Origin of the sequence: Nitratidesulfovibrio vulgaris str. Hildenborough, from assembly GCF_000195755.1 — a bacterium.
GTDB classification, from domain to species: Bacteria; Desulfobacterota; Desulfovibrionia; order Desulfovibrionales; family Desulfovibrionaceae; genus Nitratidesulfovibrio; species Nitratidesulfovibrio vulgaris.
Genome location: NC_002937.3, coordinates 2,201,979 through 2,227,743, shown reverse-complemented (window position 1 = coordinate 2,227,743; position 25,765 = coordinate 2,201,979). Strand labels below are relative to the sequence as shown.

The 25,765-nt window shown below is 64.1% G+C and carries 24 protein-coding genes; 3 read left to right on the top strand and 21 right to left on the bottom strand.

The annotated features are described in order from the left end of the window. Positions 1–217 precede the first annotated feature (217 nt). The gene (locus DVU_RS10055) at positions 218–880 is read left to right on the top strand and encodes a hypothetical protein (RefSeq protein WP_010939407.1); all 663 of its coding nucleotides are present in this window, start codon (positions 218–220) and stop codon (positions 878–880) included. Here the strand turns inward: DVU_RS10055 and DVU_RS10050 are convergent. From DVU_RS10050 to DVU_RS09975, 16 genes are all read right to left on the bottom strand, one after another. After that, on the bottom strand, positions 867–3,185 hold the full coding sequence (locus DVU_RS10050; protein WP_014524463.1) for a PAS domain-containing hybrid sensor histidine kinase/response regulator: 2,319 nt from the start codon (positions 3,183–3,185) through the stop codon (positions 867–869). The genes DVU_RS10055 and DVU_RS10050 overlap by 14 nt on opposite strands. Before the next feature lie 190 nt (positions 3,186–3,375). Further along, positions 3,376–3,870 carry a TadE/TadG family type IV pilus assembly protein gene (locus tag DVU_RS10045; RefSeq protein ID WP_010939405.1) on the bottom strand — a complete coding sequence of 165 codons (495 nt, stop codon included), beginning with the start codon at positions 3,868–3,870 and terminating at the stop codon, positions 3,376–3,378. 15 nt (positions 3,871–3,885) lie between these two features. Beyond that, a complete protein-coding gene (locus DVU_RS10040) occupies positions 3,886–5,148 on the bottom strand; it encodes a vWA domain-containing protein (RefSeq protein ID WP_010939404.1) in 1,263 nt (420 codons plus the stop codon). Positions 5,149–5,158: 10 nt separating this feature from the next. Beyond that, a complete protein-coding gene (locus tag DVU_RS10035; protein ID WP_010939403.1) occupies positions 5,159–5,548 on the bottom strand; it encodes a TadE/TadG family type IV pilus assembly protein in 390 nt (129 codons plus the stop codon). 188 nt (positions 5,549–5,736) lie between these two features. After that, positions 5,737–6,852, bottom strand: coding sequence for a tetratricopeptide repeat protein (locus tag DVU_RS10030; protein WP_010939402.1), 1,116 nt, complete (start codon positions 6,850–6,852; stop codon positions 5,737–5,739). Positions 6,853–6,905: 53 nt separating this feature from the next. Further along, on the bottom strand, positions 6,906–7,877 hold the full coding sequence (locus DVU_RS10025) for a type II secretion system F family protein (RefSeq protein ID WP_011792065.1): 972 nt from the start codon (positions 7,875–7,877) through the stop codon (positions 6,906–6,908). Between the two features lie 11 nt (positions 7,878–7,888). Continuing rightward, positions 7,889–8,854 (bottom strand): type II secretion system F family protein, encoded by a 966-nt coding sequence (locus DVU_RS10020; protein WP_010939400.1) that lies wholly within the window; start codon positions 8,852–8,854, stop codon positions 7,889–7,891. Positions 8,855–8,933: 79 nt separating this feature from the next. Beyond that, positions 8,934–10,226 carry a CpaF family protein gene (locus DVU_RS10015; protein ID WP_223294683.1) on the bottom strand — a complete coding sequence of 431 codons (1,293 nt, stop codon included), beginning with the start codon at positions 10,224–10,226 and terminating at the stop codon, positions 8,934–8,936. Between the two features lie 537 nt (positions 10,227–10,763). Beyond that, entirely contained in the window at positions 10,764–11,978 is a 1,215-nt protein-coding gene (locus DVU_RS10010) for an AAA family ATPase (protein WP_010939398.1), read from the bottom strand. A gap of 11 nt (positions 11,979–11,989) precedes the next feature. Next, a complete protein-coding gene (locus tag DVU_RS10005) occupies positions 11,990–12,394 on the bottom strand; it encodes a hypothetical protein (RefSeq protein ID WP_010939397.1) in 405 nt (134 codons plus the stop codon). Between the two features lie 9 nt (positions 12,395–12,403). Beyond that, complete coding sequence (locus tag DVU_RS10000; protein WP_010939396.1) at positions 12,404–13,858, bottom strand: type II and III secretion system protein family protein; 1,455 nt, start codon at positions 13,856–13,858, stop codon at positions 12,404–12,406. Continuing rightward, positions 13,855–14,673: a Flp pilus assembly protein CpaB gene (gene cpaB, locus DVU_RS09995; RefSeq protein WP_010939395.1), complete on the bottom strand. Its 819-nt coding sequence runs from the start codon at positions 14,671–14,673 to the stop codon at positions 13,855–13,857. Before cpaB ends, DVU_RS10000 begins: the two co-directional genes overlap by 4 nt. Positions 14,674–14,682: 9 nt before the next feature. Then, positions 14,683–15,249: an A24 family peptidase gene (locus DVU_RS09990; protein ID WP_010939394.1), complete on the bottom strand. Its 567-nt coding sequence runs from the start codon at positions 15,247–15,249 to the stop codon at positions 14,683–14,685. Between the two features lie 220 nt (positions 15,250–15,469). Further along, positions 15,470–15,643, bottom strand: coding sequence for a Flp family type IVb pilin (locus DVU_RS09985; protein WP_010939393.1), 174 nt, complete (start codon positions 15,641–15,643; stop codon positions 15,470–15,472). 40 nt (positions 15,644–15,683) lie between these two features. Next, a complete protein-coding gene (locus DVU_RS09980) occupies positions 15,684–15,860 on the bottom strand; it encodes a Flp family type IVb pilin (RefSeq protein ID WP_011792071.1) in 177 nt (58 codons plus the stop codon). A gap of 448 nt (positions 15,861–16,308) precedes the next feature. After that, entirely contained in the window at positions 16,309–17,697 is a 1,389-nt protein-coding gene (locus tag DVU_RS09975) for a sigma-54-dependent transcriptional regulator (protein ID WP_010939391.1), read from the bottom strand. 634 nt (positions 17,698–18,331) lie between these two features. Between DVU_RS09975 and DVU_RS09970 the strand changes: the two genes are divergently transcribed. After that, positions 18,332–19,660, top strand: coding sequence for an NCS2 family permease (locus DVU_RS09970; RefSeq protein ID WP_011792073.1), 1,329 nt, complete (start codon positions 18,332–18,334; stop codon positions 19,658–19,660). A 311-nt stretch (positions 19,661–19,971) separates the two neighbouring features. Here DVU_RS09970 and DVU_RS09965 read toward each other — a convergent pair whose 3' ends face one another. Continuing rightward, positions 19,972–20,211, bottom strand: coding sequence for a hypothetical protein (locus tag DVU_RS09965; protein WP_014524461.1), 240 nt, complete (start codon positions 20,209–20,211; stop codon positions 19,972–19,974). Between the two features lie 176 nt (positions 20,212–20,387). Next, entirely contained in the window at positions 20,388–21,290 is a 903-nt protein-coding gene (locus tag DVU_RS09960) for a LysR family transcriptional regulator (RefSeq protein WP_010939388.1), read from the bottom strand. A 156-nt stretch (positions 21,291–21,446) separates the two neighbouring features. Between DVU_RS09960 and DVU_RS09955 the strand changes: the two genes are divergently transcribed. Then, a complete protein-coding gene (locus tag DVU_RS09955) occupies positions 21,447–23,084 on the top strand; it encodes an L-lactate permease (RefSeq protein ID WP_010939387.1) in 1,638 nt (545 codons plus the stop codon). A 348-nt stretch (positions 23,085–23,432) separates the two neighbouring features. On the opposite strand, the gene DVU_RS09950 is transcribed toward DVU_RS09955, so the two are convergent. The 3 genes from DVU_RS09950 to DVU_RS09940 are packed head-to-tail and all read right to left on the bottom strand — an operon-like array spanning position 23,433 to position 25,653. Then, positions 23,433–24,896: an iron-sulfur cluster carrier protein MrpORP gene (locus DVU_RS09950; RefSeq protein ID WP_010939386.1), complete on the bottom strand. Its 1,464-nt coding sequence runs from the start codon at positions 24,894–24,896 to the stop codon at positions 23,433–23,435. Continuing rightward, positions 24,893–25,252 (bottom strand): NifB/NifX family molybdenum-iron cluster-binding protein, encoded by a 360-nt coding sequence (locus DVU_RS09945; RefSeq protein WP_010939385.1) that lies wholly within the window; start codon positions 25,250–25,252, stop codon positions 24,893–24,895. Before DVU_RS09945 ends, DVU_RS09950 begins: the two co-directional genes overlap by 4 nt. After that, a complete protein-coding gene (locus tag DVU_RS09940; RefSeq protein ID WP_014524460.1) occupies positions 25,243–25,653 on the bottom strand; it encodes a NifB/NifX family molybdenum-iron cluster-binding protein in 411 nt (136 codons plus the stop codon). Before DVU_RS09940 ends, DVU_RS09945 begins: the two co-directional genes overlap by 10 nt. Between the last annotated feature and the right edge of the window lie 112 nt (positions 25,654–25,765).

Sequence of the window (25,765 nt, the reverse complement as noted above, 5' to 3'; positions counted from 1 at the left end):
TCCGCCGACGGACATCCTTCCGGCGAGGTACTGTTGCCTTTACCGATGGCGCTGAGCGATGGCAAGCCTGCATGCCTTGGCGCAGGCATGTTTTTCATGGTCTTTTGGGGTGGCTGCCATATGGTGTTGGGCGTGGAGGGTAGATTATTAGTTTTTTCTAATGTACGGTGTAAGTGAGCGCAGACTATCAGGCGTACCCGACGAGCAGGATTCTCCCATGCCCGTGGAAGGCTGGCTGGCACAACTTGATGACAACGCGGCGTCGACCGTGGATGTCGATATCGCCTCGTTCGACCCTGATGGATTTCCGCTTCTCGGCACCGGGCAGATTCGCGACCATGTGGCGGCCGTCAGCGCCTATCTCACGGTCGAGGACAGTATCGTCCGACGGCACATCATCCGCTACTCGCTGTACGGTCGCGAATTGGACATCATCCAGTCGCACCTCACCAAGACCCATTGTGCGGCATCCTGTCCGCGTCCGCCCGTAGGCTGCTGCAACAACCAGCACTGGCGCATCTATTCCATGTCGGACATCATGATGACCCGGCCCTCAACCGTTGCCATGCAGCTTGCCGACCATATTCAGCACATGCAGGCGGATGAAGACACCTATCATGGCGCCGACAAGCCGGATGCACACGTCTCACGGTGCCGGTACTTCAGGGATGAAGGCTGTGTGCTGCATCTCTTCAAGTCACCGTTGTGCATGCACTACCTGTGTGACGGGGTACGTGACTGGCTTGCCACGTCATTCGGCCCTGCGGGCAGGCGCTTCTCAGAGGCGATGCGCGTCATGGTGGACAGGCCCCTGGAACGTGGGGTGGACTTCACCTCGGATGCGGTCGTCACATCCGCCCTGCCTCTCATGCCACGGTGACCGGGGCTTCGGACGACTCGCCCTGCCCCGCTGACACCGCAAGGCCCATCACCGCCTCTGCCATGTCGGCGCGCAGGACGGGCTTGTACAGCAGTCTCGCTATGCCTGCCTTGTGTGCCGCCTCTTCCGTCAGTCCCTCACTGAACCCCGTACACAGGATGACCCGGATGCTGGATGCGACGCCCAGCATATGGGCGGCGAGTTCCATGCCGGTCATGCCGGGCATGGTCTGGTCGGTGACCACGAAGGCCCATCGTGACGGCGACTCGGAGAAACGTTCGAGGGCTTCGAAAGGTGATGTGGCGATGTCAGCCCTGTAGCCCATGCTTTCGAGCATCTCGCCCATGACGAGGGCAAGGGACGCCTCATCGTCGACCACCAGCACTTCGCCCCCCCCCTTGGGCAGGTTGTCCGGGTCTCCTTCCGCCTTCGTCGCATGGCCGGAGACGACAGGGAGAAGTATCTCGAATTCGGTGCCGAAACCCGCCGTGGAGGTGAACGATACATGCCCGCCATGTCCGGTGACGATGCCGTGGACAAGGGCAAGCCCCATGCCCGTTCCCTCATCCGGCTTCTTGGTGGTGAAGAACGGGTCGAAGATGTTCTCGCGTATCTCCGAGGGGATACCGTGCCCTGTGTCGCGTACCCGTAGGCGGGCAAAGGTCGCGGGGCCTTCGAGAGAGCGTTGCTGGGCCTCTTCGGCACTCAGGTCGACGGCGTCGAGTGCCACGGTGAGCACCCCGCCCTTCGCGCGCATGGCGTGGGCGGCGTTGGTGCAGAGATTCATGACGACCTGCTGTATCTGACTCTGGTTGGCGAGGACGGGGGCGGTATCCTCGATATCCACCCGGATGTCGACGTTGGCGGGGAGTGTCGCCCGCAGAAGGCGCAGGGTCTCGCGCACGGGAGACGAAAGCGAGAGCATCTGCCGCGAAGGTTCTTCCTGTCTGCTCATGGTGAGTATCTGGTGGATGATGTCTCGCGCCCGCTTGCCGGCTTCGAGCACTTCACTCAGCCTTCTGTGCATGGGGCTGTCCTCATCCGCCTGGTCGAGACTCATCTCCGTGTAGCCCATCATGACGCCAAGGATGTTGTTGAAGTCATGGGCGATGCCACCTGCCAGCGTGCCGATGGCCTCCATCTTCTGCGCCTGCCGCAGCTGGCTTTCGAGGCGTTTGCGGTTGCTGATGTCGTGGGCGACCATGACGATGTCCCCGGCGGGTTCGTCGTTCTGTCCCGTTTGCAGTGGCGAGAGGGTCACGAGAAAGTCGCCGCCAAGAAAGGGCAGGTGCAGTTCACCGGTGCTGAAACCGGCACTCTCTTGCGAACGCAGCAACGCGCAGGCATCGTTCGGAGAACTGCCGGAACCGAGCACCTCTTCACAGCGCCGTCCCACGAGGTCGCGCGGGTGAAGGCCCAGCAGGCGGCCCAGTGCCTTGTTGCACCGCCGTATCCGCAATTCCGGTGAGAAGATGATGATGACGTCGGGAACGCTGTCGAACGTCTTCTCCCACTCCTGTTTGGCATTGATGATGACCGCTTCGAACGATTTGCGCCGCTCGATGTCTTCCATCGTGCCTTCGATGGAGAGGGCTTCGCCGTTGTCGTCGCGGATGATGCGTGCATGGAGCATGACCCGGGTCAACGTACCGTCGACCTTATGGAGGTCGGCTTCGAAGTCGTCGATGCAGTCTCGTTCGGAAAGCCGGGAGAGGAAGTGCTCCATCCGGTTCTTGTCGAGAAAGGAACGATTCTCCGTGCGGAGTTGCTGTACGAGTGCTGCGGGGTCGTCGTGCCCGAGGATGTGGGCGAAGGCGGCGTTGGCATGCACAAGGTCGCCCCATGGCTGGCAGCGGAAGATGCCCAGCAGGGTGTTGTCGACCATGCCTCGCCATTGCTGGACGTCATGGCGCATGTCACGCCACAGGCGCGAGTGTTCGCGCCTGCGTGCCGCCTCGCGGGCGAGGCGGGTCATGTGTGCAGGCAGAATGGGGTCGTCGGCGACGACGACATCGTCCATGCCGCCCTTCAGAAGAGCCATTGCGCTTTCGGTCTCTTCCCGGTGCAGCAGGGCGACACACTGCAAGTCGCTGCGTGCCGCCCGCGCGAGATGCAGGGCGTCGGTCGGGCTAAGACCCGGCAAGCCGGGGCGGACCAGCACCATGTCCCACGGTTCGTCGATGAGGGCTGACGACAGTGTGTGCGGCGTCGTGGCAAGGGTATAGGCGGCTGCGATGCCCGCATGGTGCAGGGTGCGGGCAAGGGCGTGTATGTCCTCTTCCGGGGCGACGGCGAGCAGGCTCATCGTGGTCGCCCGCGCCGGTTCCGTTCCCGCATGGGCGTGACGCGGAGGGGCGGCAGCGGGCACCACGGCCTGTGCACCGCCAGGGCTGCCTGAACTGTTCCTGCCTGTGGCCGAACGGTTCCGGCGTCGTGCATCTCTGGCGTTCGCTGTCACTTGATGCGCCCCCTTGCGGTGTACCGGTGGCTGTGCGTTATTTGCAGGCCGCCCACGGCTCGTTGATCATGCGTTCCTTGCCCGTGACGCCGATTTCCGCAGGTAGCAGCGCTCCCACGATAGGGGTAAGGGGGGCGTACCTGTAGTCCACCTGTACTTCCACCACGTCGCAGGGGGCTCCGGCGTCGTTCTCCACTGCGGCCCCGGACGTGTTCCCGCCGGGATAGCTTCGTACCTGCACGGTGATGGCGGTGGAGTTCGGGTCGCCTCCGGTGAGGGCCTCGGTGAGCTGGCGCGCCTTCGACCTGACAAGCGCAAGACGTGTGCCCTCGGCGAATCTCTCTCCGGTAACGGCCGACCGGGCCCCCAGTTGCGCCGCCTTCTCCACCGTCGTGCGGGCAAAGAGGTTGTAACCGAATTCGACGAGCCCGAACACCACCACGAGCAGCACGGGCAGCAACAGGGCCATTTCCAGCGTACTCGCTCCTTCGTTCGACCCGGTCAGCGAGCGCCGTGTATTTGCTATGTGCATATTCGCCTCCTGGCGCTAGCGCAGCAGTCTCCAGCCGAGCTGTCGGCCGATCTTCTTGAACACGTCGTCGATGTCGTAGGCCGAGGGCGCGTCGTAGTAATGGTCGTTGGTCCCAGCCTTGCTGGACGCGATGCTCTTCATGAGCGAGACGTCGACACTGTCTGAATCGCCGAAGCGTATGGCGAACACCTCGATACCCGCCTCCTTCGCCTTGCGCGCCTCTTCGAGCATGGCGGCATTGAGCTTGCCCCCGTTCTCGCAGTGCGACGTCATGTCCAGCATGCCGTAGAAGGCGTTGGTCCAGTAGGCGTTGGGGGTGTAGTTGATGGCGTAGCTGCCTCCGCACTTTCCGTCTTCGGTATCACCATCGGTGAGCACGATGATGACCTTGCGGATGTCCTTTGCCGATGAGCCTTCGGTGAACGGTGCCTCGGGCGTGAGCACGTGACGTCCCCATTTCAGCCCTTCGGATATGACCGTCCCCGAGGCGTCACCAAGGCCGTTCTGCTTCGATATGGCGGTGAGGATTGTCTCGCGGTCTTCAGTCAGTCCCTGCACGCGGGGAATGCTGGTGCACGTGTTCTTGGGCACGTTCAGTGACGAGCCTGATGGGTAGCGGTATGACGTCTTGAAGTACTCCTCGTGCAGCCAGCTGGGGTTCAGCGTCCCGTCGGCGTTGCGGCAGCCGTCGGGAAGCCCGTCCACACCGGCTGGCAGGTGCACCTTGCCGCGGAAGGGCACCAGCCCCACCTTGACCGACGTCATCATGCCCTCGGGCATGATGAGTTCCACAAGCTGCGAGGCCGCGCTGTTGGTCTGCTGGATGGGGGTGCCCTTCATGGAACCGGAGTTGTCGATGACGAAGACGACCTCCAGCTTGTTGTATCCGGCAGTGGCCTTGGCGTGCACCTCGCTGGAACCGATGCCGAGCGCGTTCATGAAGATGGTGGGCACGGTGGCGGTGGCGGTGACCGTGACACTGCGTTCCTCTGTGCCCGGAGTCACCCCGTTGAGAGAGGCTTCGGGGTAGTTGGCATCCATGTACTGCGTGACGGCCCCGCGCACGAGTCCCTTGTCCAGCTGCGGGTCGTAGGGCAGTTGCAGGCTGCCAGCGAGGGCGGCAGCATCCACGGCGGCCTGCAGGCGGCTGTGGGACAGGTAGAGCATGCCCGAGTCGATGCCGAGGCCCACAAGCCCGAGGACGACTGGCAGCAGCACGGCGACCAGCGTCGCCATGGAACCCTTCTGCCGCCGGAGAAGGGCCGACAGGGCTCGCATGGGACGTGCGCTACGGAAGAGGCATGCTCGTCCGCGCGGTGAGAGTGTAGAGCGCGTCATGGGGGTCTCCTGATGCGGGGTTGGCGGTGAAGAGCGAACGGTAGCCATAACTGACCTCGACGGTGACCATTCCCTTGGCATTGTCACGTATGAGACGCGCCGTGACGTTCTGCGCCGGGATGATGGTGACAAGCGAGCGGACGACATCCTGCACGCCCGCCTCGTCGCCGGTCATCACGACCTGCCTTGCGGCTGCCCGGCTGGCCTCCGAGAGCGCGGAATACACCCTGATGGTGTTCCCCCCCTCGACGAGGACATAGAGCAGTGCCGCCAGCAGCGGCATGATGAGCGCCACTTCGATGGTGGCCATGCCGTACTGTCTTTTGCTGGTTTCTCGCATGAGACGTTCTCCTTGTGTTGGTACGTCCCCCCATGGACCCCCGGGCGGTGGTACCGCCTTTCATGCTCGCGTTGCGTGCGTTGCACGCCGTTGATGGTGGTCTCCGTGTCGCCATGGTGCGAGCCCCCTCGCAGCCGTGGCGGTCTCCTGCCGTTCGATTGCATTTCGTAGCGCGCTGAAGCGTCCCCCTACTGGATGACCCGTTCGCCTGCGCCGGTCGTCCGTGTGCCGGGACCCTTGCCCGTTGCTGGCGGCAAGACGCCTGCCTTGTTCACGGGCGTACCGGCAATGCCTCCTGTCTGTGGCCCCGCGGCGGGCACAGGTACGCCGCCCGCTGCGAATCTGGCCGCGAGTCGGGCACGCTTGAGGTTCTCGGCGGCACGGACGTAGTAGCGGGGTTCGAGTTCGACGGCGCGTTGCAGGTGCTGCACGGCCAGCGAGGCGTCGCCGTTGACGAGGAAGAAATAGCCGAGGTTGTTATGCGCTGCGGCCTCGCCCCCCGCGTTGCGGAAGGCTTCGAAGGCCTCGTCGAAGCGCCCCAGACGGCACAGGGCCAGCCCCATGTTGTTCCATGACCGTTCGGAGGACGCGCCCAGCACGACGGCCTCGTGGAAGTGGTGCAGGGCCGAGGCGTCGTCTCCAAGCATGGAGAAGGCGACACCGAGGTTGTTGTGCAATTCGCCCGACTGCGGAAAGCGGACAAGGGCGGCGGCGTACACGTCACGTGCGAGGTCGGGGCGCCCCTTGTAGTCGTGTACGGCACCTAGATGCGCGTAGCAGGAGGCAAGGTCGGGGTCGAGGGTGATGGCGCGCGTGAAGTCCGCTTCGGCTTCGTCCAGAAGTCCCCTGTCGAAAGCCACCATGCCCGCAAGTTCCCATGCGCGTGCGTGTTGCGGGGAGGCGGCGAGCACGGCCTCGATGTCGGCGGCGGCTTCGTTGGGCATGCCGCGCCGGACGAGCAGGCGCGCCCGTTGCAGACGGGGTTCGACCATCTCCGGGGCAAGCGAGGCGGCGCGGCTGAAATGCTCGAAGGCGAGTTCGGGCCTGTCCTGTGCGAGGTAGGCGAGGCCGCGCTGGAGGTGGGCTTCCGCCTCGGCCGCCGGTGTGCCTTGCCGTTGCGGTGTCCCCGGCGCATCGGGGGCGAGGCTCTTGCCCGTGGCATGCCGTTCCATGAGCGAGGGAGACGTTCCGTCGCCCATGTCACGCGCAGCGCAGCCCGAGAGTGTCATGAGCAGCAGAAGCGCGAGGGCGGGCAGGGCATGGCGGCCCTTCGAAGATGTGTCGTGCGTGGCTGTGATGCTCATGGTGTGCTCCTGTCGTGAGGTCCTGTCACGTGCTTCTGGCGAGTGCTTGGGGGTCACTGGTTCATCTGGGCGAAGACCTGCATCAACTTGATGAAGGCCGGGCCCATGATGGTGACGAAGAGTGCTGGAAGAATGCAGAAAACAAGAGGAAAGAGAAGCTTCACGGGCATCTTGGCGGCGATTTCCTCGGCGCGCTGGAAGCGCGTGGTGCGCATGGTGTCCGAGTACACGCGCAGGGTGCTGGCGATGCTGGTCCCGAAGGCGTCTGCCTGGATGATGAGCGTGACGAGGCTGTTCACATCCTCGATGGCGACCCGTGCGGCGAGGTTCTTGAGCGTGTCGGCGCGACTTTTGCCCGCGCGCAGTTCGAGGATGGAGAGTTGCAGTTCTTCGGCAAGCACGGGGCTGGTGCTTTGCAGTTCCTTCGCCACCCGTGCGAGGGCCTGGTCGAGTCCCATGCCCGCCTCGACGCAGACGACCAGAAGGTCGAGAGCATCTGGCAGCGCGTTGATGATTTCCTGCCTGCGCTCCTTGATGCGCGATGAAAGCCAGATGTTGGGCAGGTAGAGGCCCGTCACGGCAGGGCCGATGAAGAGGAGGGCCACCATGCCTGCGGGGACGTCGTCGCCGAGAAGCAGACGCACCGTCAGGCCCATGAGCAATCCCGCCACGGTGAGACCCGCCTTGACGCCCCAGAACACCCTCGGTGCCGTGCGATTGCGGTAGCCCGCGCGGGCAAGCGCCATGCCCGCCTCGGTGAGTTCGGTGTCGCCCTCGTTGATGACCCGCTGCCCGAGTCGTTCGGCCATGGCGTTGATGCCCCGGCGCATGTCGTCACTCAACGTGGTGGCGGATGCCGCTGCTGTCGGGGCATTGCGGTCGAGGTGGCGGGCCACCCGCGACTGCATACGGTCGATACGACGTCTGCTGCCACGCATCCCCTGTACGCCGAAGAAGGCCAGCAGCACGGAGGCACCGGCCAGCAGTGCGGCCAGAAGGGGAGTGAGGGATGTTTCGTCGATCATGCTGTCACCCTTCATACCCTGATGGTGGTCATGCGCTTGAGCGCGATGGCGCCGATGGTCATCTGGAACAGCGAGCCCGTCATCAGCAGGTTCCCTTCCGGTGTCTCGTAGAGCACGCTCATGAAGTCGGGGTTCAGCATGTTGATGATGATGCCGATGCCGAAGGGCAGCGCCAGCAGTATCCACGCCGTGAGCCTGCCTTCGGCTGAAAGCACGCGCACCCTGCCCGCCAGTTTGAATCGTTCGCGGATGAGCCGTGCGATGCCGGTGACGATTTCCGCGAGGTTGCCCCCCGTTTCGCGCTGGATGTTCACGGAGACGACGAAGAACTTCAGGTCCGGGCAGTCCACCCGGCGCACGAGGTTGATGAGGGCCGTGTCGGCGGGGACGCCGTAGTTGATCTCATCAAGCACCTTCTGGAATTCGGGGCCGATGGGGTCTTCGAACTCGTCGGCCACCATCCGCATTCCCTGATTGAAGGCGTGTCCGGCGCGCAGGGCGCGTCCCACGAGGTCGAGTGCGTCGGGCAGTTGCCGCTGGAATCTGGCCATGCGCCGGGCGCGCTTGCGGAACACCAGCATGAACGGGACATAGGCCACGGCAAGCGGCGGCACCACAAGCAGGAACACATTGCTCGAGAAAAGGGCCATGGCCATCAGGCAGAGGGCGCCTGCCATGACAGAGGTGAGCACCAGCATGCCCAGCGTGGTCTTCACCTGCCCCTGTTCGAGGATGAGGGCCATGCGGCGTGTCCACGCCTGCGCCGCGAGGAGGTCGTCAAGCCACGGCATGTCGGAGAGGGTGAGTTTGCGCTCAAGGTCGACGCCGCGTGTATCGCCCTTCGCGCCGTGCAGTGTGCCCAGCCTTCGCGCGATGCGTTCGCGTTCGGTGCGGCGCTTGCCCGTCACGAGGTTGGCGAGTCCCATGACGAGCATGAACATGGCGATGATGGCCAGTATGGGGATGATGAGCGTCATGGTCTTCTCCTTGACCTTCCTGCTATCCTTCGTGCCGCCGCAGGCGCGGTGGTGGCGCCTGCGTGGTGTGCGGCGGGCCTCAGACGTCGAAGAGGCTGCCGCCGAGATGGATGCCCATGGCCGCTAGGCGCGGGGCGAAGTTCGGCCTGATGCCGCCGCTGCGGAAGTGCCCCTGAACCTTGCCCTTGTCGTCCACTCCGGTCTGCTCGAAGCTGTAGATTTCCTGCATGGTGATGGCCTCGCCTTCCATGCCGGTCAGTTCCATCAGGCTGGTGAGCTTGCGTGAACCGTCCGAGAGGCGTGAGACCTGTATGATCACGTCCACGGCGGAGGATATGTAGCGTTTGAGCGAAAGGGTGCTGATGTTCAGCCCTGCCATGGCGACCATGGTCTCAAGGCGCATCAGGCAGTCTCGCGGGGTGTTGGCGTGGATGGTCGTCAGCGACCCGTCGTGACCGGTGTTCATGGCTTGCAGCATGTCGAGCACTTCACCGCTACGGACTTCGCCGACGATGATGCGGTCGGGGCGCATACGCAGGCAGTTCTTCACAAGGTCGCGGGCCGTGACCTCGCCGTGTCCCTCGATGTTGGCGGGCCGTGTCTCAAGGCGCACCACATGCTCCTGTTTGAGCTGGAGTTCTGCGGCGTCCTCGATGGTCACGATGCGTTCGTCGTGCGGCACGAAACGCGAAAGGCAGTTGAGCATGGTGGTCTTGCCCGACCCTGTTCCGCCCGAGACGATGATGTTCAGCCGCGCCTTGACGATGCCCTGCAGCACTTCGCCCATCTCCGGCGTCAGGGCGCCGAAGCCGATGAGGTCGTGCAACTCCAGAGGGTCCTTCGAGAAGCGGCGGATGGACAGGCTGGGTCCGTCGAGCGCCAGAGGCGGGATGATGGCGTTGACGCGCGACCCGTCGGCAAGGCGGGCGTCGACCATGGGCGACGATTCGTCCACTCGGCGGCCTATGCGCGAGACGATGCGGTCGATGATCTTGCGCAGGTGGTCGTCGTCCTGGAAGCGCGTGTTGACCTTGATGAGCTTGCCGCGGCGTTCGACGTAGATTTGCCTGTAGTTGTTGACGAGGATGTCGTTGACGGTGGGGTCGTGCAGCAGCGGTTCCAGCGGGCCGAGGCCGAGGATCTCGTCGCGGATGTCACCGGTTATCTGGCGGCGTTCACTGGCGTTGAGGGGGGCTTGCCTGAACTCGTCGCGCATGAGCCTCTCGACGAGGCGGCCAATCTCGTCGCCAAGTCGTTCGGGGGGAAGCGACTCCACGGCGGCGAGGTCGAGAAGCTCAAGCAGTCGGTCGAGCAGATGTTCCTTGATTTCGTAATAGTGGTCACCGTGCAGGGTGAGCTTGCTCACGTCCACGACCTGTTCCGCGGCCCGGGGGGTGCTGCGGGCTGCCCGCAGGGGTTGCTCGGCCTGTGCCGGGGCGGTTGCCTGTGTTTCGGCAGCGGCGGGGGACACGGTGGCGTCGTCCGTGCGCCTTGATGACGACGGCGCGACCACAGGGCGTCGCGGTGCCGCCGTGGTGGCCGCAGGGGGCAGAATCGGGTTCTCGTCGTTCTCGCCGTCCGCAATGGTGGGGGGCTGGTCGCTGGTCGTCTGGAAAAGTCCGGATGCAGGGCCGTCTTGCGGAGGCCGGACGTGCAGGCCATCGACCGCCACATCGTACGGCATGCCGGTCTGGCTGTGCGTGTCCGGTTGCCCGGCCGATGCCGTGGTGACGTCGAGGTGCGAAGAAGGGGCGTTCTCCGGCCCGTGTGTCCCGGTGTCACCACGCAGGGTGTCGGGCATGGCGATGCGGTCGGTGGCGCGTCTCGCATGAACCGGGGCGGCGGGTACGTCGTCCGTTTCCTGCTGGCGTCGTGTCGCGCGCATGAGGCGTTCGGCGAGTCGCATGGCCTACCCCCTCGACCCGTGCAGCAGCGGGGTCTGGGGCACGGATGCCTGCCCCGCTTCACCCCGGCGGAGGAGGCGTGCGAAAAGGCCGCCCGGCCGTGCATCGGCCCCTTCCTGCGGGAACGTACGTTCGCCCAGCTGTTGCAGGGCGCGGGCTGCCGCTGAACGCGGATGCGCCGTGACCAGCGGCACGCCCTGATTGATGGCGGAGACGGCGTTGCTGTAGTCGTCGGGGATGGCGCAGAAGACCTTGCGCTCAAGAAGCTGTTCGGCCTCTTCGGCCTCGACGCCAGAACGCGAGCACAACCTGTTCACCACAAGTCGGACCCTGTCTTCGACCTGTGGCGCGTGTTGGCGGATGTCATCGAGGATGCGCCGTGCCCCGGAGAGGGAGGGCAGTGCCAGTTCAGTGACCAGCAGAATGCTCTCGGCCTGTTGCATGGAAGCCAGCGCAAGTTCGTCGCTGAAGGGGCCACCATCGACGATGGTGGTGGGAAAGGTGGCGCGCATGAGGCCCAGCATGGCTTTCACGCCGAGGGCGCTCAGGCTCTCAAGTCCGTCTTGTCTGTCGGGCGAGGGCAGTACATGCAGCCCGCTGGAGTGGCGTTCGACGAGGCTTCGCAGGAAGGTCGCGTCGAGGCGTGCCAGGTCGCGCATGGCCGATGCCCATGTGTGGGTGTAGGCGAGGTCGAGAAAGAGAGGCACGTCGCCCTGTGGCAGCCGCATGTCCATGAGAACGGTCTCTCCGCGCTGCGCTGCCAGCACGCCGAGACTCGCGGCCACGGTCGTGCCGCCAACGCCGCCCTTGGCCGAGACGACATGGACGATGCGCCCGCCCTCTTCGCTGGTGGCGACAGGATGTGCCTCACGGGTGCGGCATCGCATGAGGTAGCCTTCGAGGGCTGCGCTCATGTCTTCGGGGCGAAGCGGCTGGGCCATGAACTCTGTGGCCCCGGCGCGCATGGCTTCGATGATGAGGTCGGGGTCCTTCTTGCGCGCGGTGACGAATATTTCGGTGACGCGCGGGTCGGCGTCGAGTTTGCGAAGAAGGTCGAAGTCGTTGTCAGAGGCCCGCCCCAGTTCGACGATGACCAGCCCGAGTTCATCCTCTTCGGGCGACACAAGCCTGAATCCGCCCTGCCGCGTGACGAGAATGGCGAGTTCGTCACCCGTCACGGGGCTTTTCGGCATGAGGCAAACGGGATGGATGTTGTTCATGGCGGCTTCCGCTATTGCTTCGACTTGGCGTTGCCGAACTTGAACTGGAACGTGTTGCCGTTCTCCTGCTTCTTGTCTTCACCTTGCCGGTAGACCTTCATGGAACGTTCCACGGCCTGCCCGTCGAGTCCCGTCACGGGGGACGCATCGACCGGGGCGGGATTGAGCCGTTGCTGTTCCCGCTGGGCGTGGAACGCCTCGCCGAGGGGTTCGCGCCATTCGGCTACGGGTTCTTCAAGGTAGGCACTGCAGCCACCGGTGAGGGCGAGCGCCAGCAGAATGCCCGCCAGTGCCGTGCTCCGCGGCAGGCTGCGGGGGGCAGGGTGGTGTCGCGTGAAGCCGGGATTCCCTGTCGTTTGGCATGATATGTCGTCGGCGCGGGCATCGTGGTGAAGTTGTGTCGTGGCGGCGTGCATGGCGTTCTCCTAGCGGGCTGGCAGCATATGGCCGAAAGCGCCTTCCATTCCCGAGGGCGCGCCTGCGCCCGTCGTGCCGTAAGTGCGGGCCGCTGCGGCTGTCGCATCCGCACGTCTGCTTCCTTCCATCCTGCCGAGGATGAAGTACTCGAAGGCGGAAGGCTCGCGATAGGCGTCCGTGGGCAGGCGTGTGGCGTTCGCTTCAAGCGGTTTGGCCAGATGCGGCGTGACGATGATGACAAGTTCCGTCTCGTTCTTCTGCCAGTTGCTGGAACGGAAGAGCGTCCCCAGTACGGGCATGTCGCCCAGTACCGGGTACTTGTTCACCGCCTGCCGCACGTCGTCGCGCAGCAGTCCCGCGATGGCGAAGCTCTGCCCGTCGGCCAGTTCGACGGTGGTCGACGCCCGTCGGCTGGTGATGGCGGGAATGGTGAAGCCCTGAATCTGCACCACGTTGGTGTAATCGAGCTCAGAGACTTCCGGGGCCACCTTCATGCTGATGCGACCGTCCCCCACCACCGTGGGCAGGAATTGAAGGGTGACGCCGAACTCCTTGTATTCGATGGCAACGGTGCCGAGCCCTTGCGGTACGGGAATGGGAATCTCGCCCCCGGCGAGGAATTCGGCCTTCTCGCCGCTGCGGCATACGAGGGTGGGTTCGGCGAGGACCTTCACCAGTCCGTTCTGTTTGAGCACGTCAAGAAATCCCATGATGCTCACCTGTCCGGACGTGATGCGGAAGGCGCCGTTCACGTTGGGGCTGAGCACCGCCCCGCTGGGGCCAGCGTCCACGACACCCTTCTGGCTGTCGAGGGTGAAAAGTTGGTTGAGCATCCCGAAGATGAAGTCGCCACGCCATGCGTAGGTGAGGTCGATGCCGAGACGTTCCATGACGTTACGTCGCATCTCGGCCACCTTCACCTCCAGCATCACCTGATGCACGCCGCCGACCTGCATGAGGTTGGTCACCTTGTCGGGAGCGTAGAGGCGCGCCATGTCCATGGCGGTGGTCATGCTTGCCGCGCTTCGCACCGTGCCTGCGAGTGTCACTGTGTCGTTGACGCCCATGACCATGATGTCGTTCTCGCCGGGCAGTACGCGGTGCAGCATCTCCTTGAGCTGGGCGATGTCGGGCGTGACCTGCACATCGTACACGCCAATCACCGCGCCACCGCCGTCCCACAGGGTCAGCGTGGTCGTGCCAGCCTTCTTGCCGGTCACGTAGACCTGCTGCGGCGAAAGGACGACGACACCCGCGATGGCTTCGTCCGCGATGGCCAGACGACCCACCGGGCGTGACGTGGAGACGACAGAGGACTTGCCCGTCGCGACCTGCAACTCGGAGGAGGCGGCACCGCAGAACGTTGGTACCGTCAGCGCGGCGCAGGACAGGGCGATGGTGCACAGCAGGGTGAAAAGGAGTGTGGATGCGTCGTATGCTGATGGTGCGGTGCGGCTGGTCATCGTTCGATCCTCATCGTTGACCGTTCGGTGCCGGAGATGATCTCGACCTTGAAACCCCGGTCGCGGCGCGGGGTGCCGTTGTCTCCACCCTGCAACTGCCTGAGCGTGGCCGGAACGTCGGTGCCGGCCGTCCGTACGGGCAGGTCGTCGGCGGGGTTGCGGAGCGCGAAGTGCAGTTCGCCTCGTGAGGCGGCAAGCGAGAGCAGCTCGGCCTGTTCAGGGGTGACTTCGAGGGTGTAGACCTCCACGGGCGATGTCGCCGTGTCGTCTCCCTCCTGCCGCAGTTCGGTGCCGGTAGCCAGCACCTTGATGCCCGCGAGGATGACCTTCGTCCGCGCCTTGGCCTTCTCACGGGTCTCGTCGTCGATGGTGACCATGATGTCGACCCGGTTGCCGGGGCGAATGAACCCAGCAAGACCCATGACCTTGTTGCCTTTGACTGCCACGGCGCGCATTCCGGGGGCGATCATGGTGCTCACCCCGCCGGAGGTCGCGTCGGCGGGCAGCAGGCGGGTCTCGGTGATGACCTCACCGGTCGTGACGGGGGTTGCCAGCACCCTGCCGACGAGGGACTTCGCATCAGTGAATCCGCCGGGAGGGGCGGATGCGGAGAGAAAGGTCGATGTCTTGAGCTGGTCGGCGCGTATCTTCGCACCCTTCTCCATATCGACGGCGGCGACGACGAGCACGACTCCGGGGGGCTGTTGCGTCTGCTGCGCCACCCGGTTGACCTGCACGAAGCGGAACACCAGAACGCCTGCCACGAGGGCCAGCACCAGTGCCGCTATGACCTGTATCACTGCCGTCCTGCGCATGGAGACCCCCTACAACGCCGTTAACCACTGGACAGGAAACCATGCCTCCGGAAGCAGCCCGGAGGAAAGCAGCATCGAGAACGTCGTTCCGGCCGCGATGGCCACGCCGTAGCAGAGGCGTGGCAGACGTGCGTCCTTGGTGGCCGGAATGTATGAAAGCTTACCCGTGACGGACATGAACCGCACGCTGGCGACCACTGCCCGCAGGATGGCCATCAGTTGCGGAAGGTGGAACAGGAGGACGACAAGGGCGTAGAGGCCGCCCGCAAGGCTGGTCCAGATGAATGCCGAAAGAACCCCTCGTGTTCCGAGAAAGGCCCCGGCGGCCGCCATGAGCTTCACGTCGCCTGCGCCCATGACCCGGAGGATGAAGGGCAGCAGCATCAATGCCCCGCCAAGGGCGAGGCCGCCAGCAGAAAAGAGCAGGCCGTCCAGCCCGCGCATGGCCGTGTGGTAGCCCAGTCCCATCAGCATCGCCGGAAAGGTGAGCCAGTTGGGGATGCGCATCGACCGTATGTCGGTGACGACCGCGATGAGGAGAATGACCCCGAGGACAGGTATGATGATGCCGTCCATGTCGTCTCCTTTTCCATTTCGGTGTTCCGGTCGTCTCCAGGGGCATCTGGGCAGGTGGCTGGCATGACATGCTTCTCCACCAGTGTCCGAATGTAGGCCGTAACGTCTGGTCAATCCATGATTACGTGTCGTGTCCAGTGCTTTGGACGTTACGAAGGGGCCGGGCAGGGGGCATGCTCCGGCCCCTTCGGGAGCGGCATGGGGTCCGTCGGGATTGGTGTTACTGACCGGGGGTGGGCATCTTGGAGTCGATGTACGAGAAGGTGGAGCTCACCTTGGTACCGAGTGCAGTGACGGCAGCGACGATGACGGCGGCTATGAGGGCGGCGATGAGTCCGTATTCGAGTGCAGTGGCCCCTTCCTCTTCCTTGAACAGACGAATGATGGTCTTCATGGCTTTTCCCCTTTGTCTTGTGGTTTGTGTCCGCCGCGCCTTACTGGCCGGGGGTGGGCATCTTGGAGTCGATGTACGAGAAGGTCGCGCTTACCTTGGTACCGAGTGCTGTGACGGCGGCGACGATGACGGCGGCGATGAGGGCGGCGATAAGGCCGTATTCGAGTGCGGTGGCGCCGGTCTCTTCCTTGAACAGTCTTTGCATGATGGCGTTCATTGTGTGCCTCGTTGGCTGCGGTTGCCGGGGGGTGGACTCCGGCCCGGTTGAAACCGTATGAGCAACCCTCATGCCAAACGCGATCGAAAGGACATGCTCTTGCATAACATGCTGTTCAGGATGTTTTTTTTTGGAAGGGGAGATGGGCGTGACGTGCCGCGTCGGCCTTCAGTCCCGGAAGGGGCCACGTTTTGTCTACGTTCTGTAGATTACGGGCGTGTCGTCAGAGGGGGGACAGCTGAAAGATGAGGCGTGACAGGGCGATGGGCATCTATGATTTGTAGAGTGGCCCGGTGCGCGAGCCTCACTGTTCCTCGACGCGGAGGCGGTCACCGGGCGTAGCGTAGCCTGATGGTTGGAGGGATGCCGGAGAAGGGCGCCCCCGGAAAGCCTCCCCCCGACCCGGCGGCCTGACAACGGTTGGCGTATGGGGGGCTTGCGCGGGACTCTACGTTTGTTGGAGCAGGTCTTCCGTGCCCGCACGGATGCCGTGCTTGCGGAGTTTGGCCCACAGGTTCTTGGGGGTCAGCCCAAGCAGCACGGCGGCTTCGGTCTGCCGCCCGTGGCAGCGGCGCAACGCGTCGAGAATCAGGTTGCGTTCGACCATGCGAAGGGTCGTCTTGAGGTCCATGCCGGACAGTGTCGCCTTGTCGACGTTCGAACCGCGCGCCGTGCCAATGGCCGCCATGACATCGCGGGCGCAGATGAGCCCGTCGGCTGCGATGGCTGCGCGTTCGAGTACGTTGGCAAGCTGGCGGACGTTGCCCGGCCAGTCATGGTCCATGAGTACGGCGATGGCGTCGGGAGAGAGTCCATGCACCGGAAGGCCCAGCGTACCTTCCAGCTTGTTCACGAAATACTGGGCCAGCAGCGGGATGTCGTCCTTGCGGTCGCGTAGCGGGGGAATGAGAACCACAGCTACGCTGAGGCGGTAGTACAGGTCTTCGCGGAAGGCCTTCTCGCGTACCCGTTCAGCAAGATTCTGGTTGGTGGCGGCGATGATGCGCACGTCGAGCGGCACAGGGGCGCGTCCGCCGAGGCGTTCGACCTGTTTCTGCTCGACGACGCGCAGAAGCTTCGGCTGGATGGCGAGGGGCATGTCGCCGATTTCGTCGAGCATGATCATGCCGCCCTGCGCCTGCTCGAATTTGCCCGGCATGGCAGTGGCAGCCCCCGTGAACGCCCCCTTCTCGTGGCCGAAAAGTTCGTTCTCGAACAGGTGTTCAGGGATGGCGGCGCAGTTGACCTTGACGAAAGGATTGGCGGCGCGGGGCGAGAGGGCGCGGATGGTATCGGCGATGAGTTCCTTTCCGGTACCCGATTCTCCCATGATGAGAACGGTGCTCTCCAGCGGGGCGATGCGTTCGAGAAGCGCCTTCACGTCGCGCATGGCGCGGCTTTCGCCCACGATGCGACTGGTGGGCGTGTCGCGGCGCAGTGTCTCTCGAAGCGCCACGATTTCACCCTGCATACGCCGCTTCTCCATGGCGCGGCGTATGACGATGTCCAGTTCCTTGAGACTGAAAGGCTTCGAGAAGAAGTCGTAGGCCCCCAGCTTGACCGCCTCCAGCGCGAGTTCACGTGTGGAGAACGCGGTCATCACGACGATGTCCGTCCCGGGGGCGGCTTCACGCAGGCGGGGGATGGCCTCGACACCCGATATGCCGGGCAGCATCACGTCGGTGAGCACAAGGTCGAAGTCTCCGCTACGCACGATGCGCACCCCGTCTTCGGCGCGGTTGACGGCGGTGACGCGGTAGCCGCGTTCTTCGAGGGCTTCACGGAGCATACCCTGAAAGGCTGTGTCGTCTTCGATAAGCAGGATATGCCCTTTCATCGTTCCTCTCTTGTGGCTGGATAGAGGGGCATGTGTAGACCGAAACGGGCGAGCAGACAATGTTTCAGGGTGGATAGCAGCTGGTTTGACCCTCATGCCATCTTCAGAAAGCCTAGCCCCGGCTTCGATGGACGTCCATGAGAACATGCATCTTTGCGGTCAACAGCCGGAAATCAGACGGAATGTGACGGCTTGCGACGACGGGGGGGCACGTGTCGGCCGTGACCGGTGGTGGGGCGGGCCGCGGGATGAAAATAATGGTGCATCGATGGGTACTTGGGGCAATCGGTTGTGACGTTGAGCACCCTGTTTGCCCCCCCTGATGTCCGGTGCTTTCGGCATGATGAAACGGAAGCACGGGTTTTCCGGCGTGTCTGCCCGTAGACTGCATGATGTGGCTGGCGGGGCGCTTCACGATACCTGTGACCCTGGTGTGCAGACGGGCCTGCTGAAAGGGCACGCCAAAGACGTAGCCGTTCACGGGGACATGGCCCGTTTGCGTCTTGTCATCATGGCAGATGCAGTGTAGGCGGACGTGTCCGCGGCAGGGGAGGGCTACCCCGCGCCGCTGGAACGTCAGGGTGGCGCTGCACGGGTGTGGCGTCTTTCGCGAATCAATCAAGGAGCAGACGTGATGGCAGGTGCAGCGGGCGTTCTCGAACGGTTGTTCAGGATACGCGAGAAAGGGTCTACGGTACGGACAGAAATCCTCGGCGGCATTACCACGTTCGTCGCCGTCTCCTATATCATCTTCGTCAATCCGAGCATCCTCGCCGATGCCGGCATCCCCAAGGAGGCAGCCATTGCCTCCACCATATGGGCCGCCACGGCGACGACCCTGCTCATGGGCCTGTGGGCCAACTTCCCTGTGGCTGTGGCCCCCGGCATGGGGCTCAACGCCTTTTTCGCCTATTATGTGTGCGGCGTACTGGGACTCCCGTGGCAGGTCGCACTCGGGGCGGTGTTCATCTCCGGCGTGATATTCCTGCTGCTGACGGTCACGCGGGTGCGGCAGATCATCATCGACGCCGTGCCCATGAACCTCAAGTGTTCCATCGTGGTGGGCATCGGCCTCTTCATCGCCTTCATCGGCCTCAAGAGCGCGGGTATCGTGGTGTCCAACCCCGCCACCTTCGTGACCACGGGCAACCTCGCCAAGGCTGAACCCCTGCTCGCCTGCACCGGCCTCATCCTCACGGCGGTACTCATGGCGCGCAACGTGCGTGGCGCCATTCTCATCGGCATCCTCGTCACCACGGGCCTTGGCATGGCCGTGGGTGCCGTGCCCATGCCCACGGGCATGGATTCGGTCATGAGTTTCAACCTGCCCAGCCTCACCCCCACCCTGATGCAACTCGACATCATGGGTGCCATCAAGTACGGGCTGTTCTCCATTCTCTTCACGTTCACCATCGTCGACCTGTTCGACAACATGGGTACGCTCATCGGACTCAGCCGCAAGGCCGGACTGATGGATGACAAGGGGCACATCCCCAACCTCGACAAGGCACTGGTGACCGACTCCGTGGGAACGGTTCTCAGCAGCTTTCTCGGCACTTCGACTGTCACCAGCTATGTCGAGAGTGCGGCGGGCATCGCCGAAGGTGCCCGTACGGGTCTCGCCGCCGTGGTGACGGCGATACTGTTCATGTTCGCACTCGTCTTCGCCCCGCTGGTGGGCCTTGTGCCCGCCTTCGCCACGGCGCCCGCGCTGGTCATCGTCGGTGCACTCATGATGATGGAAGTGCGGCATGTGGACTTCACCGACTTCACCGAGGCGTTTCCCGCGTTCATGACCATCGTCATGATGCCGCTTACCTTCAGCATCGCCAGCGGCTTCGGTTTCGGCTTCATCAGCTATGCCTTCGTCAAGACGTGTTCGGGCCGTGCCCGCGAGGTGAGCCCGGTGATGTGGCTCATCGCCATCGCCTTCATCTTCAACTTCGCGTTGCGTTCGCACTAGCATTCGCGAAGACGTGTCAGATGTGCAAAGGGCCGCCCGTGTGAACGGGCGGCCCTTTTGTGCTCTGAAGACCCTTTGCGAATTTGCCGGATGCCGGGCTTCAGCTTCAGGGGGCAGAGGCTGACGGCAGCGGGACGGTCGTACCTTGTGCGACGTTTGGTACACCGGTAGGGGCTCAAACGGCATGGCATGCGGAAAGGCCCGCAGGCAGGGTCGCCCCCTGCCGCGCCGGGTGTCAGCCGTGCATCCCCCCGCATCCGGGGCTTCGGTGAACCGGGCCTTTCACTGCGGCGGGCTGGCGTGGTCAGGCGTTATTCGTCGTCCTCGTCATCCGACTCTTCGGTGAAGGGAAAGGCGTTCTGGATGTCACGCAGGTACATGGCCACAGAGAAGCCATCCTTTTCCCATGCTTCGTAGAGGCTTTCGGGAACGCCGCGGTGAATGCGCATCGCGTCATCGCCCGTGTCGAGGGTGGCATCCACGAAGAGCGAGCCCTTGTTGCCATCCATGTTCGGGGTTTGCACGAAGTCGACGTCGTAGATTTCCATCATGATGCTCCATGGTGCGGAGAGTTTTGTGCGTTTTCCGCGAGTCCGGCGGCAGGTCGTCCTGCTGCGGGCAGTTGCGCCGGTGCAGACTCGGTACCTTGCCTCACTGCTGGCTGGGCGGCAGGTCATCGTGCGGGGCAGGCAGCAAGGGCATGCTCGGGGGGACAGGGCACAGACGGTCACGTCTGGCCCATGTCGGGCGAAAGCCGGGGCGGCATCTCTGCCATGATGTCCAGCCATGCCCTGGCAGGCGGCGAGAGCGCGTGCCCCTTGCGCCATGCGAGCGCCCCCTGCCACCGGAGGTCGTCCGCGTCGAGATGCGCTGTGACCACTCCGGCGGGCGTCCCCTCCGCGAGCATCAGCCGCGGGATGAGCGCTACCCCTAGCCCTGCGGCTACAAGGCTGATTATGAACGCCATCTGTGAACTGCACAAGGTCTCGCGCAGGCTGACGCCGCGACGCAGGCAGGCGTCCCGGATACGCGGGTTGAGGGCGAACCCCTGTTCGAACTGGATGAACGGACTGCCATCGAGGTCTTCAAGCCGGATACAGGGCCGACCGCTCAGCGGGTGGCCTTCAGGCAGTACGGCGATGAGGGGTTCGTCGCACAGCGGCGCGGTTTCGAACCTCTCCGACACGGGCAGCAGGGCGAGAACCATCTCAAGTTCGCCGCGCAGCACCATCTCTTCCAGTGCGTAGCATCCGGCTTCGTGCAATTCCATGCGGATACCCGGATAGCGCGCATGAAAGGCGCTCAAGGGGCGTGCGAACAGCCTGTCACACGCGACGGGAGGCACCCCGAAGCGCAGCGTCCCGTGCTGTAGCGACTGCTGTGCCCCGAGTTCGGCATCCAGGGCCTCTTTTTCGGCGAGTATGGCGAGGGCGCGCCGGTACACGGTCTCACCCGCCGCCGTGAGGGCGACACCGTTACTGCGGTCGAGAAGCGGAGTGCCATATTCGTCTTCAAGACTGCGCACAGCCTTGCTGACGGTGGACTGTGTGGCGCAGACGACGCGGGCTGCGGCTGAGAAACCACCGTTGCGAACGACTTCGACGAAGCATCTGAGCACACGCAGGTTCATGGGTATTCCAATCTGGAATGATGGTTATGCCGACAATTCATTTCACAACGTTCGTCGTCCTCCGCTAACAACATTGGCAACACTCCGCAACCGCGTGGCGTCGTGGTCGGCTTTTTCCACGTCGGTCATCATCCATCCGCAACCCATGAGGCCTCTATGCTCTGGACACAGGTGTACGATCCCTTCTCGAACATAACCCTGTCGGCGATGGTGGCGATGCTGCCCCTCGCCATCCTGTTCTACATGCTCGCCGTGAGGCGTGCCAAGGGGCATGTGGCGGCGGCATGCGGCCTCGCCGGGGCCTTTGCCGCCACTGTGGCCGTGTGGGGCATGCCCGCCGGTCTGGCTGTCAACGCCACGCTCTACGGTGTGGCCATGGGCCTGTTCCCCATCATCTGGATCGTGCTGACGGCGGTGTGGCTGTACAACATGACCGTCGAGTCGGGCGAGTTCGAGATCATCAAGAGTTCGCTGGCGCGCCTCACCGACGACCGCAGGTTGCAGGCGCTCTTCATCGCCTTCGCCTTCGGTGCCTTCCTCGAAGGCACTGCGGGCTTCGGTACCCCGGTCGCCATCACCGCGGCCATGCTCATGGGGCTGGGCTTCAGTCCCGTCTATGCGGGCGGCATCTGCCTCATCGCCAACACTGCGCCTGTGGCATTCGGTGCGCTGGGTATTCCGGTCATCGTCGCCAGTCAGGTCAGCGGGCTCGATACGCTCACCCTGAGCCAGTATGTGGGCCGCCAGTTGCCCGTGTTCTCGCTCATCGTTCCGTTGTGGATGACGGTGGTCATGTGCGGCTTCAAGCGCACCATGGAGGTCATGCCCGCCATCGTCGTCGCCAGCGTGTGCTTCAGCGGTACGCAGTTCATCTTCGCCGACTGGCACGGGCCGACCCTGCCGGACGTCATGGCCGCCATCGTCACCATCGTGGGCCTGCTGGTGCTTCTGCGCTTCTGGAAGCCCGCACGCACATGGCACTTCGCCGACGAGAAGCCCGAAGCCGCCACCGGCGAGACACGGCACTCGACGGGCGAGGTGCTGCGGGCGTGGGCTCCCTATGCCATTCTCGCCGTCTTCGTGTTCTTCTGGGGTCTCGGTAGCGTGAAGACCTTCCTCAACAACATCTTCATCATGAGCTTCGAGTGGCCCGGCTTGCACGCGGCCATCGCCAAGACCGCGCCCATCGTCAAGGCTGATGCGCCCTACGCCGCCAAGTTCACCTTCAATCTCATCTCGGCGGGTGGCACAGCCATCCTCTTCGCGGGGCTTCTCTCCGTACCCGTCATGCCGGGGTACGGCTATGGGCGCGCCTTCGGCTGCCTTGCCCGTACCTGCTACCAGTTGCGCTTCCCGATTCTGACCATCGTCATGATTCTCGGGCTGGCGCAGCTCATGAACTACTCGGGCATGAGCTCCACGCTGGGCATCGCGTTCACGCACACGGGGGCACTCTTCCCGTTCTTCGCCCCCATCATGGGCTGGCTTGGCGTCTTCCTCACCGGTTCGAACACGTCGTCGAACGCCCTCTTCGGCAGCATGCAGCATGCTACGGCCAGTGCCGTGGGGGTCGACCCCTACCTCACCGTGGCAGCCAACGCCACGGGCGGCGTCACGGGCAAGATGATCTCGCCGCAGTCCATCTCGGTGGCCACGGCCTCGACACATACGGTCGGTCAGGAGGGTGCCCTGTTCCGCTTCGCGCTCAAGCACAGCATCGCCATGACGCTGGTCATCTGCGTGCTGGTGACCTTGCAGGCGTATGTCATCCCGTGGATGTTGCCCGCCAGATAGGCATTTCGTCCTGTGGCCTCCGTCTCGAGGGAGGGAGGCCACAGATGGACGGATGCTCCGTTCCACGGGTAGACCCTTTCGATAAGGGCTCGCCGCTCCCGACGGCGTAGCACAGGCACATGGCTGGACACCCATGTGCCATGAAAAGCCCCCCCGGACCGCAACCGGGGGGGCTTCATGCTGCATGGGAACCGCCGCTCCTCTCATCCGGCGGCGGTTGTCGTTACCCATGCCGGACAGGGCACAAGGGCACTCCGGGCCGTGCGTTCCGACGTCATGCGGTGGCGTCGGCATCCCGGCGTGCGTCACCGGAGGGAACCGGCAAGCTTGAAGGGCCTCTCGTCCTGATCAATGGTCGCAGGTGTTGGCACCAAGGGTGAGGGTTCCGGCCATATGTGCTGCGACGATGGCTTCGGGGGCAGCGGCAGGTGCGCCGATGAGCACCTTCACGCCACGTTCTTCGAGGAGTGCGCGGGCACGGGCACCCATGCCGCCTGCGATGACGAGGTTGGCACCCTTCTCAGACAGCCACACGGGCAGCAGCCCCGGTTCGTGCGGGGGCGGGGTGACGTCGTTACGCCCGGTGACGGAACCGGTGGCGGGGTCGACATCGATGAGCGCGAAGCGTTCACAATGGCCGAAATGCTGGCAGAGTACGTCACCGGCGACGGGAATGGCTATCTTCATGGTCGTGTCTCCGTTGGTATCGGGATGGTTCGTTGCGGGGGCGCATGATTCGTTGCGGGTGGGGGCCGTGGGCATGGTCGCGGCGGTCTTGCCCGTTCCGGGGGCCGCTTCGGATTGTGGTCCGGTCGTGCTTTCGTGCCTGATGTCGCTTGCGTGCAGGGTGGCGGCGGCGCGTTCGACGATGGGTGCCAGCGCGCGAACGATGGGGTGGGCGGCATCGGCCTCGTAGAGGCTGCGGCCCGCGTCACCTGCGCTGGTGAGGTCGGGGTGCAGCGGGATGCGTCCGAGGAAGGTCACGCCCTGTTCGGCTGCCAGTGCCTCACCGCCACCGGCGGGGAACAGCGGTGTGAGTTCGCCGCATTTGGGGCAGACGTAGCCGCCCATGTTCTCGACGATGCCGAGGATGGGGTTGCCCAGTTCACGGCAGAAGCCCACCGAACGGCGCACGTCATCGACGGCCACGCCCTGCGGGGTGGTGACGATGACGGCCTGTGCATCGGTTCCGAGCAGTTGCAGGACGGAAAGCGGTTCGTCACCCGTTCCGGGCGGGCAGTCGACCACCAGATGGTCGAGGTCGCCCCAGCGCACTTCGGTGAGAAAATGGCGAATGAGTCCCATCTTGACCGGGCCGCGCCAGATGACCGCCTGTTCCGGGTCGGGCAGGAAGAAGCCAAGCGACATGACGCGCAGGTTGTTGCGCCAGCCAACGGGGTACATGGCGTCTTCGCCGATCATGGGGCGGGTTCCCGTGAGTCCCAGAAGCCGGGGCACACTGGGGCCGTGTACGTCGACGTCGAGCAGACCGACCTTGCGACCTGCCCGTGCCAGACCCACGGCAAGGTTGACCGCCACGGTGCTCTTGCCCACGCCGCCTTTGCCACTGAGGACGACAAGCTTCGAGCCGATGCGCCCGAGTGTCTTGACGGGACCCTCTTCGCCAAAGGTCTGCGCGGCGACGCTGCCGTCGCGCTGCTCATCGTGCGTGTCGCACGAGCACCCCTGTTGCGTGTTTCCGCCAGTGCTTCCGTCCGTGCTTCCACCCGTGCTTCCGCCAGAGCATCCGGCGGAACACCCACCCGTATGCTGTTCTTCGCTCTGTATGTTCGCGCCGTTCACGGTACTCACCAGTGTCCTTCACGGTCGGCGGTGTCGGCAGGGCGGAGTTTGCCTTCGATGAAGGCGGCAAGTGCCTCGCGGGGGGTGGCGAGGTCGCACAGGTACACGGCGATGTGCCCCCGGTTGAGGGCCGTGAACGCCTTGGGACCCACATGCCCGGTGATGACGGCTTCCGCCCCGGCATCCGCAGCCATCTGGGCAGCCTGAATGCCCGCCCCCTGTGCGAGGTTCATGTTGGCGGATACGTCGACGGCATGCGTCGCCCCGGTTTCGGTGTCGCAGACGATGAACGACCGGGCGCGTCCGAAGCGCGGGTCGAGGGGGCTGTCGAGCGTATTCCCCTGTGCGGTGATGACTATTCGCATCCGTTTCGCTCCCTTCTGGTACGGCAGCGGGCGCGTGCGCACACGCCGCCTGTTGTTCCAAGGCGTCTCATGCAGCCGGGCATGACCAGTTCGTCGACGGTGCCCTTCGCAAGTGCCGCCAGCACTTCCTGTTCGGTGCCGGATAGCCACGGTATGACCTCCACGCCCTGTGCTTCGAGGGTATGCAGCCAACGTCCGCAGACACCGCCGCACACCAGCAGGTGTGTGTCGGCCTCTAGCAGCGTCGCGGCGAGGTGCATCGGGGTCGTCGGACGGAAGGGGCGCACATGGAGGGTGTGCGGCCCTGCGTCGTCAAGACGGACGAAATGCAGTGCCGATGCTGTTTCGAGCAGTGTGGCGAGTCTGCCCTCGTAACTGGCGAGACAGGCATGGACGATCATGGCGTGGCGTACCTCCGGTACCGACCACTCCGAAGCAGGAATGATGCCGTGAAAAGAAATGCTTTTATTCTGATTGGTTGTTGCTTTTTGCGTGGAACGTCGAGCTTGTGAT

Coding starts and splice junctions, on each gene's coding strand:
- DVU_RS10055 (WP_010939407.1), top strand. CDS start 218: ATGCCCGTGGAAGGCTGGCTGGCACAACTTGATGACAACGCGGCGTCG.
- DVU_RS10050 (WP_014524463.1), bottom strand. CDS start 3,185: ATGAGCCTGCTCGCCGTCGCCCCGGAAGAGGACATACACGCCCTTGCC.
- DVU_RS10045 (WP_010939405.1), bottom strand. CDS start 3,870: ATGCACATAGCAAATACACGGCGCTCGCTGACCGGGTCGAACGAAGGA.
- DVU_RS10040 (WP_010939404.1), bottom strand. CDS start 5,148: ATGCGAGCCCTGTCGGCCCTTCTCCGGCGGCAGAAGGGTTCCATGGCG.
- DVU_RS10035 (WP_010939403.1), bottom strand. CDS start 5,548: ATGCGAGAAACCAGCAAAAGACAGTACGGCATGGCCACCATCGAAGTG.
- DVU_RS10030 (WP_010939402.1), bottom strand. CDS start 6,852: ATGAGCATCACAGCCACGCACGACACATCTTCGAAGGGCCGCCATGCC.
- DVU_RS10025 (WP_011792065.1), bottom strand. CDS start 7,877: ATGATCGACGAAACATCCCTCACTCCCCTTCTGGCCGCACTGCTGGCC.
- DVU_RS10020 (WP_010939400.1), bottom strand. CDS start 8,854: ATGACGCTCATCATCCCCATACTGGCCATCATCGCCATGTTCATGCTC.
- DVU_RS10010 (WP_010939398.1), bottom strand. CDS start 11,978: ATGAACAACATCCATCCCGTTTGCCTCATGCCGAAAAGCCCCGTGACG.
- DVU_RS10005 (WP_010939397.1), bottom strand. CDS start 12,394: ATGCACGCCGCCACGACACAACTTCACCACGATGCCCGCGCCGACGAC.
- DVU_RS10000 (WP_010939396.1), bottom strand. CDS start 13,858: ATGACCAGCCGCACCGCACCATCAGCATACGACGCATCCACACTCCTT.
- cpaB (WP_010939395.1), bottom strand. CDS start 14,673: ATGCGCAGGACGGCAGTGATACAGGTCATAGCGGCACTGGTGCTGGCC.
- DVU_RS09990 (WP_010939394.1), bottom strand. CDS start 15,249: ATGGACGGCATCATCATACCTGTCCTCGGGGTCATTCTCCTCATCGCG.
- DVU_RS09985 (WP_010939393.1), bottom strand. CDS start 15,643: ATGAAGACCATCATTCGTCTGTTCAAGGAAGAGGAAGGGGCCACTGCA.
- DVU_RS09980 (WP_011792071.1), bottom strand. CDS start 15,860: ATGAACGCCATCATGCAAAGACTGTTCAAGGAAGAGACCGGCGCCACC.
- DVU_RS09975 (WP_010939391.1), bottom strand. CDS start 17,697: ATGAAAGGGCATATCCTGCTTATCGAAGACGACACAGCCTTTCAGGGT.
- DVU_RS09970 (WP_011792073.1), top strand. CDS start 18,332: ATGGCAGGTGCAGCGGGCGTTCTCGAACGGTTGTTCAGGATACGCGAG.
- DVU_RS09965 (WP_014524461.1), bottom strand. CDS start 20,211: ATGATGGAAATCTACGACGTCGACTTCGTGCAAACCCCGAACATGGAT.
- DVU_RS09960 (WP_010939388.1), bottom strand. CDS start 21,290: ATGAACCTGCGTGTGCTCAGATGCTTCGTCGAAGTCGTTCGCAACGGT.
- DVU_RS09955 (WP_010939387.1), top strand. CDS start 21,447: ATGCTCTGGACACAGGTGTACGATCCCTTCTCGAACATAACCCTGTCG.
- DVU_RS09945 (WP_010939385.1), bottom strand. CDS start 25,252: ATGCGAATAGTCATCACCGCACAGGGGAATACGCTCGACAGCCCCCTC.
- DVU_RS09940 (WP_014524460.1), bottom strand. CDS start 25,653: ATGATCGTCCATGCCTGTCTCGCCAGTTACGAGGGCAGACTCGCCACA.